At 25.4% G+C, this 11,985-nt stretch carries 13 protein-coding genes; 11 read left to right on the forward strand and 2 right to left on the reverse strand.

Annotation, left to right across the window (positions count from 1 at the left end; translation table 11 throughout):
- Positions 1 to 420: 420 nt before the first annotated feature.
- Both O212_RS0113910 and O212_RS0113915 read left to right on the forward strand, forming a co-directional pair.
- Positions 421 to 2,016 (forward strand): alpha/beta hydrolase, encoded by a 1,596-nt coding sequence (locus O212_RS0113910; protein ID WP_024615707.1) that lies wholly within the window; start codon positions 421 to 423, stop codon positions 2,014 to 2,016.
- A gap of 144 nt (positions 2,017 to 2,160) precedes the next feature.
- Entirely contained in the window at positions 2,161 to 2,730 is a 570-nt protein-coding gene (locus tag O212_RS0113915; RefSeq protein ID WP_024615708.1) for a carbonic anhydrase, read from the forward strand.
- A gap of 48 nt (positions 2,731 to 2,778) precedes the next feature.
- On the opposite strand, the gene O212_RS0113920 is transcribed toward O212_RS0113915, so the two are convergent.
- Entirely contained in the window at positions 2,779 to 3,384 is a 606-nt protein-coding gene (locus O212_RS0113920) for a DUF6143 family protein (RefSeq protein WP_024615709.1), read from the reverse strand.
- 121 nt (positions 3,385 to 3,505) lie between these two features.
- On the opposite strand from O212_RS0113920, the gene O212_RS0113925 reads away from it, so the two are divergent.
- The 5 genes from O212_RS0113925 (at position 3,506) to htpG (ending at position 7,384) form a co-directional block, all read left to right on the forward strand.
- Positions 3,506 to 3,898 (forward strand): zinc ribbon domain-containing protein, encoded by a 393-nt coding sequence (locus O212_RS0113925; RefSeq protein WP_024615710.1) that lies wholly within the window; start codon positions 3,506 to 3,508, stop codon positions 3,896 to 3,898.
- A 255-nt stretch (positions 3,899 to 4,153) separates the two neighbouring features.
- On the forward strand, positions 4,154 to 4,816 hold the full coding sequence (locus O212_RS16980; RefSeq protein ID WP_278244717.1) for an MFS transporter: 663 nt from the start codon (positions 4,154 to 4,156) through the stop codon (positions 4,814 to 4,816).
- A complete protein-coding gene (locus tag O212_RS17055) occupies positions 4,804 to 5,001 on the forward strand; it encodes an MFS transporter (RefSeq protein ID WP_278244718.1) in 198 nt (65 codons plus the stop codon). Before O212_RS16980 ends, O212_RS17055 begins: the two co-directional genes overlap by 13 nt.
- A gap of 36 nt (positions 5,002 to 5,037) precedes the next feature.
- Positions 5,038 to 5,289 carry a hypothetical protein gene (locus O212_RS16985; protein ID WP_242829582.1) on the forward strand — a complete coding sequence of 84 codons (252 nt, stop codon included), beginning with the start codon at positions 5,038 to 5,040 and terminating at the stop codon, positions 5,287 to 5,289.
- Positions 5,290 to 5,512: 223 nt separating this feature from the next.
- Positions 5,513 to 7,384: a molecular chaperone HtpG gene (gene htpG / locus O212_RS0113935; protein ID WP_024615711.1), complete on the forward strand. Its 1,872-nt coding sequence runs from the start codon at positions 5,513 to 5,515 to the stop codon at positions 7,382 to 7,384.
- A 60-nt stretch (positions 7,385 to 7,444) separates the two neighbouring features.
- Here the strand turns inward: htpG and O212_RS0113940 are convergent, their stop codons facing one another.
- The gene (locus O212_RS0113940) at positions 7,445 to 7,876 is read right to left on the reverse strand and encodes a DUF2680 domain-containing protein (RefSeq protein ID WP_024615712.1); all 432 of its coding nucleotides are present in this window, start codon (positions 7,874 to 7,876) and stop codon (positions 7,445 to 7,447) included.
- Between the two features lie 182 nt (positions 7,877 to 8,058).
- On the opposite strand from O212_RS0113940, the gene O212_RS0113945 reads away from it, so the two are divergent.
- The 4 genes from O212_RS0113945 (at position 8,059) to O212_RS0113960 (ending at position 11,874) form a co-directional block, all read left to right on the forward strand.
- A complete protein-coding gene (locus O212_RS0113945; RefSeq protein ID WP_024615713.1) occupies positions 8,059 to 8,751 on the forward strand; it encodes a response regulator transcription factor in 693 nt (230 codons plus the stop codon).
- On the forward strand, positions 8,741 to 10,189 hold the full coding sequence (locus O212_RS0113950) for a HAMP domain-containing sensor histidine kinase (protein WP_024615714.1): 1,449 nt from the start codon (positions 8,741 to 8,743) through the stop codon (positions 10,187 to 10,189). The genes O212_RS0113945 and O212_RS0113950 overlap by 11 nt, the downstream gene beginning before the upstream one ends.
- 114 nt (positions 10,190 to 10,303) lie before the next feature.
- A complete protein-coding gene (locus tag O212_RS0113955) occupies positions 10,304 to 10,681 on the forward strand; it encodes a MerR family transcriptional regulator (RefSeq protein WP_024615715.1) in 378 nt (125 codons plus the stop codon).
- Positions 10,682 to 10,716: 35 nt separating this feature from the next.
- Entirely contained in the window at positions 10,717 to 11,874 is a 1,158-nt protein-coding gene (locus O212_RS0113960) for an iron-containing alcohol dehydrogenase (RefSeq protein ID WP_024615716.1), read from the forward strand.
- Positions 11,875 to 11,985: the final 111 nt, after the last annotated feature.

The raw sequence follows: 11,985 nt of genomic DNA on the forward strand, positions 1-11,985 counted from the left end.
TAGTATATATAGTAAAATTTAAAGATTAAGTTAAAACATATAACAAATATTCATTTCATTAAATAATGAAAGTAATGGCTAAAGTAGTAGTGTTTATTAATGTATAATGTTGAAAGTTTATGTGGAGATATAACAGTAAAATAAAAAGTAAGAAAAGCAAGTATATTTTAGAAGAGAGATTTAAATAAGAGATATATAAGAAAATTTTCTTATATATCTCTTATTTTTACTTAGAAATTTCTTCTATGTAATTATTTAAAGAAGATATTTAAGGTAACAAAAATATTACAGTATACAATAAATAAAAAACAATGTTGTAACATACATTGTTTTAGTTTTTGGTGAAATATATAATCAAGCTAAATAATTAAATTTATAAAGTATATAATAAGGGATTTATTATAGTGGGGGAATTATTATATGAAAAAATTAATTTTTAGTACTTTAATTAGTTCTGTATTATTAATAACTGGATGTAGTGTTGGTGTAGAAATTAACAATACAAATAATGTTACATCTGTTGAAAGGGAATGCTTAGAAGTAAAAGCAAAAGAAAAAAGTCTAATAGAAATAGAAAAAAATGATTTTGATTTAGGAAAAAATTTTTATAAATCACAATCAGGAAAAGTATTGCCTTACAATGTAAGTGGAGCAATGTCTTTACCTAAAAAAGATGGAAAGAGTCCTTTAGCATTAATAATTCATGGTTCACATGATAATGATAATTTAAATACTCCATTGTATAAGGGATTTCAATATTTAATAGATTTTTTAGCTTCAAGAGGTTACGCTGCAGCATCGTTAAATGTACAACCAGCTTATGTTTGGAGCTATGGTGATAATGATGACAATGAAAAAATTAGAGCAATGTATAAAGTATATATAGATGACTTAAAAAAATCTAAATTCAAAGATAAAATAGATTTTGAAAATATAGTTTTAATTGGACATTCGAGAGGTGGACAAACAGTACTTGATATAGCAAAAGAGAATGAAAATATTAAGGGGATTATAAGTATAGCACCGACAGAACCAACGGATTTAAATAGTAAGTTTAAAGATATTCCATCAGCGATTATAATTCCAGAATTTGATGGCGATGTTATTAGTTTAGATGGTTTTCCAGTTTATGAAGCTATTGTTTCAGATTCAAGTAGATTAAGTAATGCTAGTTTAGTCCTATTAAAAAAGGCAAATCATAATTGGTTCAACTCAGAATTAAAAATTAACGACACCAAATTACTTTCTAATGAAGATAAATTAAAAACACAGTTAAAAAAGGAGGAACAGCAAGTATTTATTAAAAATTTTTCTGCTGATTTTGTAGATTATATATTAAATAAAGATAATAATATTTCTTTATTTGATGGACATAAAGCAGAACCATCAAAAATGTATGGAGTGGATGTAAAAACTAAAATATTTAAAAGTGGGAAGAAGAATATTATTGATTATAATGAAGTGAAAAACATACAAGCAAATGGTGTTGAATTAAATTCTTTAAGAGCTGATATTTTTTATAAAAAAGATGAAAGTGAAGGTTTTAGAATCCCTTTATCAGGACAAGATGGGTTTGATCATAAAAACTTAATTAAATTAGAATGGAAAAATAGAGGTGCATCAATAGATATTTTCTTAGAGGATTTAGATAATATAGAATTTAAAAATAAAAGCAGTTTATCTTTAGATATAGCCGTAAATGCAGCAAGTAAATTAAACGAAAAAAATAAAGAGCAGATGTTTACTATAAGAGTAGTTGACAAAAAAGGAAATATAGCTGATGTAGTTATAAACAATAAAAATAATTCTTTAGAATACGTAAAGGGATTTTTGGACTTTACTGAGATAGAAGGGAAGAAGTATTATTTTTGGTCTGAATATATTCCATTATCAACAATAAAAGTTCCAATTGAAAGTTTTAAAGAAATAAATATTAATGAGATAGAAAGCTTAAGTTTAATTTTTGATAAAACAGATAGTGGATCAATAATGTTGGAAAATATTAGTGTGAATTAAATATAAAAAAATAAATTTTTGTTGAAGATTATTTTTAGAATTTTTAGAATAATGTGATAAAAATTATAGTTTAAATTTAATAAATATTGTATAATACATCTTAAATATTTTAAACTATGGGGTGTTTGTATGAGAAAAGAAAATTTGAAAAGGTTAGATGAAATTTTAGTATATAATAAAGAATTTGTTGAAAATGGATATTATGAAAAGTATAAAGCTGATAAGAATCCGAATAAAAAGTTAGTAGTATTATCATGTATGGATACAAGATTAACGGAACTTTTACCAAAAGCAATGAATATTAAAAATGGTGATGCTAAAATAATAAAAAATGCAGGAGCTGCTATAATGCATCCTTTTGGAAGTATTATGAGAAGTATAATAGTTGCAATTTATGAATTTGGAGCAGAAGATATAGTAGTTGTTGGACATAGTGGATGTGGAATGAGTAATTTAAATTCTAAAGATATTTTAGAAAAAGTAAAGGAAAGAGGAATTTCAGAAGAAACTATAGGAACAATTAAAAACTGCGGAGTAGATGTTAATAAGTGGTTACGTGGATTTGAGTCTGTTGAGGAATCTGTTAGAGAATCAGTAAATTCAATAGAAAATCATCCATTAATACCAAGTGATGTTAATATTCATGGTCTTATTATGGATCCATACACAGGAAAACTTGATGTTATAGTAAATGGATATGAAAATAAAATATAATTAAAATAAAGAGAGTTCCATAATATCATATATTATGGAACTTTTTTATTAACAATCGAAATAGTGTATAGGTTCTTCAAACCAACCAAAAGCAACAGCTACATCTTCAAGTAGAGGGGCATTAAAATAAACTATAAGTTTTTGACCTGGTGCGAGTATTAGTTTTCCGTCATTTTCATCTACTAAAGTTGAAGATGGAGGTGCTATTCTAGTAAATATTTGAGAACCGTATAATGGTTTTTCATTAAGAGAAACAGAAGTAAATTGAATTTGGCCTTTAGGACATGGCTCAGGATAAATAGCAATATTTGAAGGACTTACTAATTGAGAGATTGTTATTTCAGAAGTTTTTGGAAAATCAGATCCAAGATATATATTAGCAATTATATTTTTTGATGTTCCAAAATTTGAAATAGTTATTACATTAACATGAAGTATTATATTTGAATCATTTGGATTTGCTATTGCAACCATTTTTGTACCATTTGAACTAGCATTTAACACTCCAGTTTCTCCTATAAAGTAATTTCCTTTTATAGATTCATACAAAATATAAGGAATAGATATTGTTTTTTGTGAATTAACTAAGGAGTTTTCAAAATCATAATTATTACATTTAAAATTAATACATTTATTTAAACAATGAGTAGTCATAAAATCATCTCCATAAATATCTATACTACATAATATTCATAGTGAATAGTTTAGTGATTATTATAGTATAAAAATATATAATATAAATAGATTAAAATTATAAGTATTTATAGGAGGAATTATGTTTTTTATAGGAATATTCGGTATAGAAAGTAAGTCAAAAGAAATAAAGAATTTAGATAATATACAATGTAAAACTTTTAATATGAGGAGAAGTGGAAAATTAATAAAAACATTTGATTTTTTTCATTTTTTCTTTATACCATTATTTAAATGGAATGAAAAATATTATGTAGTTTGTAATAGATGTAATTCAGTATATGAAATTCCAAAGGAAAAAGGAAAAGCGATAGAAAAAGGAGAGAATATTGATATAACATATTGGGATTTAAATGATGTAAAAAGTGAATATAATAGCAATTATTATGGATATGAAAGAAGATGCCCAAACTGTGGAAAAGTAATAGAAGGTGATTTTAAATATTGTCCATATTGTGGAGAAAAGATAAATTAATTATTAAAAGAAAAAAGTTTAAAGCATGTACACAGCAATCAATCAAAATATTAATAAGTTACCCTTGTAATGTGAATTAAATTGAAGAGTTTTTATAAGGAGTAAAGTTTTATGAATGATATAGTTAATGCAATTTCTAAAAGTAGAAAATCTAAAATATTGATGTGTGTTATAACAATGATATTTATGTAATGTATTGATGGGAGTATAGTAAATGTTGCCCTTCCACTTATAGCACATGATTTAAATGTTACAATGGCTAAAGTTGAATGGGTAGTTACAAGTTATCTTTTAGTAATTTCAGTATTAGTTTTATTAAATGGCAGAATTGGTGATATAAAAGGTAAATATAAAGTGTTTAAAATTGGTATTTTTATATTTACTATTGGATCAATCTGTAGTGGTATTTCAAAAGATATTACATTACTTATTATTTCTAGAGTAATACAAGGGATTGGAGCTTCTTGTACAATGGCAGTAATTATGGGAATAATAACTAGCATTTATAAAGAAGGAGAGGGAAGGGGAAAAGCACTTGGAACAATGATAGGACCATCTATAGGCGGAATACTTGCATCAATAAGATGGGATCTTATATTTTGGATTAATGTTCCTATTGGAATAATAAATTTAATAGTAGCAAGTAAAGTATTTAACAAAGATAATAGTGTAATTAATGAAAAGATTGATTTTAGAGGAACAATTGCTTTTGGAATTTTTATAGTTTCTCTTATATTATCAGTAACTAAGGGAGAATTTATAGGTTATACAAATAAATATATATTATGTGGATTGTTAATTTCATTAATAGGATTAATCATATTTATATATTTACAAAAGACTGTTAAATCACCGGTTTTAGATTTGAATTTATTTAAAAATAGATTATTCGCAACAAGTATAATATGCAATTTTTAACTTTTATTGGGTTAAGTTCAGTAACAATAATATTGCCATTTTACTTACAAGATGTACTTAAAATGTCAACATTACATGCTGGATTTTTCCTTATGATATATCCATTAGTATTAGGAATAGTTTCACCGTATAGTGGTAAGCTTTCTGATAAATTAAATCCTAAAATTATTTCAAATATTGGTTGATTTATATTATCAATAGGATTAATTCTTTTAGGAACAGTGAAGGAAAGCACTCCTTTATTTCAGGTTGCTATTTATAGTGCAATAATGGGATTTGGGAATGGATTATTTAAATCTCATAATAATGGACTTGTTATGAAAAAAATCAAAAAAAATCAACTTGGAATAGCTGGAAGTGTTAATTCATTACTTAGAACTGTTGGTATGGTATTTGGTATAACTCTTTCAACAACACTTCTATATAAGAGAATGAGTCATATTATTGTATATGAAGTTTCAAGTTATATATAAGGAAGAAATGATGTATTTATTTATGCAATGGATGTTGTATTTTTAACTACAGGAGTTGTATGTGTTATAGCAACAATATTAAGTATAATAAGATCTAAAAATTATTAAAATAAATTGATATTGACATAAATTTCAAATAGTGATATATATAAAATATGTATTAGCACTCTATGTGGTAGAGTGCTAACAAAATATCTTTTATGTTTGAAGGGAGAGATTTAAATTGGAAAAAAGACAATTTAAAGCAGAGTCAAAAAGATTATTAGATATAGTAATTAATTCAATTTATACTAACAGAGAAATATTTTTAAGAGAACTTATTTCAAATGCAAGTGATGCAATAGACAAGATTTATTACAAAACTTTAGGTGATAATTCATTATCATTTAATAAAGATGATTATTTTATAAAAATAGTTCCAAACAAAGAGAATAGAACTCTTACTATATCTGATACTGGTATAGGTATGACAAAAGAAGAATTAGATGAGAATCTTGGTGTTATTGCAAAGAGTGGTTCACTTAAATTTAAAGAAGAAAATGATTTGAAAGATGGATTTGATATAATAGGACAATTTGGTGTTGGATTTTATTCAGCATTTTTAGTTGCGGATAAAGTTACTGTTATAACAAAAGCTTTTGGAGAAGATAAAGCTTATAGATGGGAATCTGATGGAGTAGATGGATATACAATAGAAGATGCAGAAAAAGAAAATCATGGAACAGATATAATTCTTCATTTAAAAGAAAATACAGAAGATGAAAACTTTGATGAGTTTTTAGATGAATATAAATTAAGAGCTTTAATTAAAAAATATTCAGATTTTATAAGATATCCAATAAAGCTTGATGTTACAAAATCAAAGCTTAAAGAAGGAACAGAAAATGAGTATGAAGAATACCAAGAAGAAGAAACAATAAATAGTATGGTTCCTATTTGGAGAAGAAATAAAAATGAACTTACAGATGAAGATTACAACAATTTTTATTTTGAAAAAAGATTTGGATTTGATAAGCCATTAAAACATATCCATATAAGTGTTGATGGTATGATAAGTTACAATGCAATACTTTATATTCCAGAAAATATACCATATGATTATTACACAAAAGAATATGAAAAAGGATTAGAGTTATATTCAAATGGTGTATTAATAATGGAAAAATGTTCTGATTTATTACCAGATTATTTTGGATTTGTAAAAGGTATAGTTGATTCACAAGACTTATCTCTTAATATATCAAGAGAATTACTTCAACATGATAGACAATTAAGACGTATTGCTAAAAATATTAAAAATAAAATTAAAAATGAATTAGAAAATATGCTTAAAAATGATAGAGAATCTTATGAAAAATTCTATAAATCATTTGGAAGACAATTAAAATATGGAGTTTATGATGACTTTGGAGTAAATAAAGATACGTTAAAAGATTTATTAATGTTCTATTCATCAAAAGAAAAGAAAATGGTAACATTATCTGAATATGTAGATAGAATGGCAGAAGACCAAAAATATATTTACTATGCAGTTGGTGAATCAAATGAAAGAATAGAAAAAATGCCACAAACAGAAATGGTATTAGATAAAGGATATGAAATTCTTTACTTTACTGAAGATATAGATGAATTTGCAATTAAAATGCTTATAAATTATAACGAAAAAGAGTTTAAGTCAGTATCAAGTGGAGATTTAGGAATAGAATCAGAAAAAGATAATGAAAAAGTAAATGAGGAAAATAAAGATATTTTTGAAGCTATGAAAGAAACTTTAAATGGTAAGATAAAAGAAGTTAAAGCTTCAAGTAGACTTAAAAATTATCCAGTATGCTTATCAAGTGAAGGTGAGCTTTCAATAGAAATGGAAAAAATATTAAGTCAAATGCCAAACAATGGTGAAGTTAAAGCTGATAAGATATTAGAAGTAAATACAGATCATGAAGTATTTAATTCCTTAAAAGATGCTTTCTCAAATGATAAGAATAAGTTTAATCTTTATACAAATCTTTTATACAATCAAGCACTGCTTGTGGAAGGATTAAGTATTCAAGACCCAGTAGAATTTACAAATGATATATGTAAGTTAATGAAATAAATTTAATTAAAATAGAGATATCTCATATGGAGATATCTCTATTTTAAAAATAAATAGTTATTATTGATTTAAACAATTACCATTTTGAAAGTTTTTTCCTTTCCCTTTACCTCTATTTAAACCAAGTTTCATTTTAGTAGAAGAACCACTACCATTACAATTAGATTGATTTTCTTCAATAGTCTTAATTAATTTATTAGCTTCATCTTGAGTAATAGTACCATTAGTTACTTTTTCATTTATAGTTTCTTTCTTTAATTCAAGATTTTCTTTTTTAAACTCCTCAATTTTAGAAGCTTCATTTGCTATAGTTCCATATGTCTTATTCTCGTTAATATGTTCTTCAATTACACTATCAGTTGTACGTCCAGTTAATCCTGCAACTATATCTGCTGGTGAAGTATATTTTGAAGCTGCAAATGCAGTTACAGAAGTAACACCAACGCTTGTAATTAGTGCACCAATTGCCAAAATTTTAGTTAGGTTTTTCATTTTAAATACCTCCTAAGAATTTAATATTTATTATTTACATTTATAGGATACTAACAGGTTGTGACGAAATTATGTTTTTATTTTTCTTTTTTTGTGGAAAATATTTTATATAACATACAAAAGACAAACTTAACAAATATAATTAATTTAAAAGAGTTAAATTTTGAAAGGAATGAAGTTGTGTGGAAAATATACTTATTGCAGATGATAATAAACAAATATCTTCAGTTTTAGGGCAATATTCAAAAAAAGAAGGATTTAATCCAATTTTTGCATATGACGGAGAAGAAGCTGTAATTGAATTTAAAAGAAATAAGTTTGCTGTGATTTTATTAGATGTTATGATGCCAAAAAAAGACGGATTTGAAGTATGTAGAGAGATTAGAAAAGAATCAAATGTACCAATAATAATGATAACGGCAAGAGGAGAAGATTTTGAAAAAATTATGGGACTTGATATTGGAGCAGATGATTATATTGTTAAGCCTTTCTCACCAGGTGAAGTTATGGCGAGAGTTAGAGCAATACTTAGAAGAATAAATAGAGATAATAGTTCTACAAATATTATAGTTATAGATAATCTTACTGTTAATACAAATAATTTTATAGTTAATATAGATAATAATGAAATTTCACTTACTAAAAAAGAATTTGAAATTTTGTGGATGCTTTCAAGTAACAAAAATAAAGTTTTTACAAGAGATAATTTGCTTAATAGTTTATGGGGATATGAATATTTAGGCGATACACGTACTGTTGATTCACATATAAAAAGGCTTAGAGCTAAGCTTGATGTATATAATCATAAAAATTGGGATATAAAGACTATTTGGGGAATGGGATATAAATTTGAGGTAAACACTTATGAAAAATAAAATCGCTAAAAAGTTAATATTATATTTTTTAATATCTTTAACTATATTTTCAATAATAATAGGTGGAATCTTTTCGTATTTATTCAAGAAACATTCTGTAGAAATTTATAAAAATGATTTAGAAAAAAGAGCTATTAAAATATCAAATACTTTATCTGAATATTGGAGTGAATTTGGAGAAAATGGACATAAAAAGGGATCAGGATATGGAGCTTATATGAAGTTTTTAGATGATATAGCTATGTCAGATATTTGGATTGTTAATGAAAATAAAGAAATATTAACATATGATATGAGAAATAAGGAAATTTTATATAAGGATTTACCAACTGGGGCTGAAGACGGGATAGAGGAAGCTTTTAAAGGAAAAATATATTTTAGTGAAGATTTTACTGGATTATTAGGATTAGAATCAATAACCGTAGCAGTTCCAATAAAAAATAACACTAAGACAATGGGTGTGGTTTTATTACATTCTCCAATAGAAGGAATAGATTCAGCAGTTCAAGATGGTATTAAGACATTATTTATAAGTATTATAATTGCATTAATTATATCAGGTGGAATTGCTATGTTATTATCCTTTAAGTTTACTAGGCCTTTGAAGAAAATGAAAGATACAGCAAAACTTCTATCAGATGGCAATTATAAGGCTAAGACTGGAATAAGCCAAAATGATGAAATTGGAGAACTTGCAGAAACGATAGATATATTATCAGATAGACTATATGAAGCATCACGAGAAAGTGAAAAATTAGAAAAAATGAGACATGAATTTGTATCTAATATATCTCATGAATTAAGGACACCTGTGACTGTATTAAGGGGGTCTCTTGAGGCAATATGTGATGGCATTGTTTATGAAGATAATGAAATAAAAGAATACAATAATCAAATGCTTTTAGAAACAATACATTTACAAAGGCTTGTTAATGATTTATTGGACTTATCAAGATTACAAAATTCAGATTTTAAAATAGAGATGATGATATTAAATATTGAAAATATTATTGATGATGTAATAAGAAGTATGAATAGGTTATCTAGCTCTAAAAATATTAGAATAAGTAAGAATTATAATAGCTCTAATTTAAAAATAATAGGAGATTATAATAGACTAAGACAAATGCTTATTATTATATTAGATAATGCAATAAAATTCTCAGATGAAGGTTCAAATATTTATATAAATATTAAAGATAATGATGAATATTTTAGTTTATCAATAATAAATAGTGGGATTGGAATTAGTGAGGAAGAATTACCATATATTTTTGATAGATTTCATAAAGCACGTTCAGAAGAAAATAAAAATGGAACAGGACTTGGGCTTGCAATAGCAAAACAAATTGCAGATAGGCATAATATAAAAATAGAGGTTTATAGTAAAGTTAATAGTATTACTGAGTTTAAATTCAATATAAATAAAGTTATATAAATGAAATTATCTATATTGATTTGAAAAGATTAATATATAAGTATATTGACCTAGAGTAAACTCTAAGTAATACAATATAATAAAGAATATAATTAAAAAGTAGGAGTGTTATTTATGGAATATACTATAGGGCAAATTTCAAAAATAACTGGATTAAGTGAGCATACTATAAGATTCTATGAAAAAGAAAAGTTAATACCAAAGATAAATAGAAATAAAAATAGAATTAGAATATTTAGTGAAGAAGACTTAAATTGGGTTAATATAGTAAAGTGTTTTAGGGATACGAATATGTTAATTGATGATATAAAAAAAGTGGTATTACTTTATGAAGAAGGAGAACATACATTAGAGGAAAGAAAAACTCTTATAGAAAATCATAGACAAAAGATAGAATCTCAAATACAAGAATTAAAACAGTATTTAAATAGAATTGATGATAAATTAGATATGTATGAAGGTAAAATAAAAAATAGAAATAATAATATTTAGAGATATTTTAAAGAAACATAAAGGAGGAAAAAGTTATGGATAACTTTGATTTTTATAATCCAACTCATATAGTGTTTGGAAAAGATAGAATAAAGGACATTAATAATCTTGTGCCAAAGGATGCAAGAGTATTAATACTTTATGGTGGTGGAAGTGTTAAGAGATTTGGAACATTAGATAAGGTAAAAGAAGCATTAGGTGAGAGAGTAGTATTTGAATTTTCAGGAATTGAACCAAATCCAAAATATGAAACATTAATAAAAGCAGTGGATTTAATAAGAAAAGAAAAAATAGATTTTTTACTTGCAGTTGGTGGAGGATCTGTTATAGATGGAACTAAATTTATATCATTAGCTTCACATTATGATGGCAATTTAACTGATTTATTAATACCAAACTTTACTTTAGAAAATATAAAGGTTGCGCTTTCAATAGGAGTTGTATTAACATTACCAGCAACAGGTTCAGAAATGAATAGTGGTGCTGTTATAACATATGATAAGGGAAAGTATAGTGTATATAGTCCATTAGTATTCCCTAAATTTTCAGTATTAGAGCCTGAAATAACATTCACATTACCAAAGACTCAAGTTGCAAATGGAGTTGTTGATACATATGTTCATGTACTTGAACAATATTTAACATATCCAGTTGATGCAAAATTCCAAGATAGAATGGCAGAGGGAATATTATTAAGTCTAATTGAGATAGGGAGAAAGACAATTGATGAACCTGAAAATTATGATTTAAGGGCAAATCTTATGTTAAGTGCAACTATGGCTCTAAATGGATTACTAAAAATGGGCGTTCCAGGAGATTGGAGTACTCATAAAATAGGTCATGCACTTACAGCTTTATTTGAAATAGATCATGCTAAAACTTTAGCTGTAGTTTTACCTGCATTATGGACTGTAAGAAAAGATAAAAAGAAAGCTAAATTAGCTCAATATGCAGAGAGAGTATTTAACATTACAGAAGGTGATGATGATTATAAAGCTAATATAGCTATAGAAAAAACAAGAGAATTTTTTGAAAGCCTTGACATAACTACTAAACTTTCAAACTATAATATAAATAGAGAGAAAATAGAAGAAGTGGTTGAATCATTAAAGAAACAAAACTTAACTAATTTATCTGAAACTTGCGATTTAACTCCAGATATAGTTAGAGAAATATTAATAGAAGCATTATAGCAAAGAAAAGCAACTGATAATTATATTTTTATCAGTTGTTTTTTATTAAATTATATTAACTATAATTTTTAAAAAATAATATAAATAATTCATTGACTTAGAGTAAACTTT

Source organism: Clostridium sp. Ade.TY (assembly GCF_000498355.1).
GTDB lineage: Bacteria > Bacillota > Clostridia > Clostridiales > Clostridiaceae > Clostridium.

Bases quoted from the DNA above. Each gene is read 5' to 3' on its own strand.
- O212_RS0113910 (WP_024615707.1), top strand. From the start codon at position 421: ATGAAAAAATTAATTTTTAGTACTTTAATTAGTTCTGTATTATTAATA.
- O212_RS0113920 (WP_024615709.1), bottom strand. From the start codon at position 3,384: ATGACTACTCATTGTTTAAATAAATGTATTAATTTTAAATGTAATAAT.
- O212_RS0113925 (WP_024615710.1), top strand. From the start codon at position 3,506: ATGTTTTTTATAGGAATATTCGGTATAGAAAGTAAGTCAAAAGAAATA.
- O212_RS16980 (WP_278244717.1), top strand. From the start codon at position 4,154: ATGGCTAAAGTTGAATGGGTAGTTACAAGTTATCTTTTAGTAATTTCA.
- O212_RS17055 (WP_278244718.1), top strand. From the start codon at position 4,804: ATGCAATTTTTAACTTTTATTGGGTTAAGTTCAGTAACAATAATATTG.
- O212_RS0113940 (WP_024615712.1), bottom strand. From the start codon at position 7,876: ATGAAAAACCTAACTAAAATTTTGGCAATTGGTGCACTAATTACAAGC.
- O212_RS0113950 (WP_024615714.1), top strand. From the start codon at position 8,741: ATGAAAAATAAAATCGCTAAAAAGTTAATATTATATTTTTTAATATCT.
- O212_RS0113955 (WP_024615715.1), top strand. From the start codon at position 10,304: ATGGAATATACTATAGGGCAAATTTCAAAAATAACTGGATTAAGTGAG.
- O212_RS0113960 (WP_024615716.1), top strand. From the start codon at position 10,717: ATGGATAACTTTGATTTTTATAATCCAACTCATATAGTGTTTGGAAAA.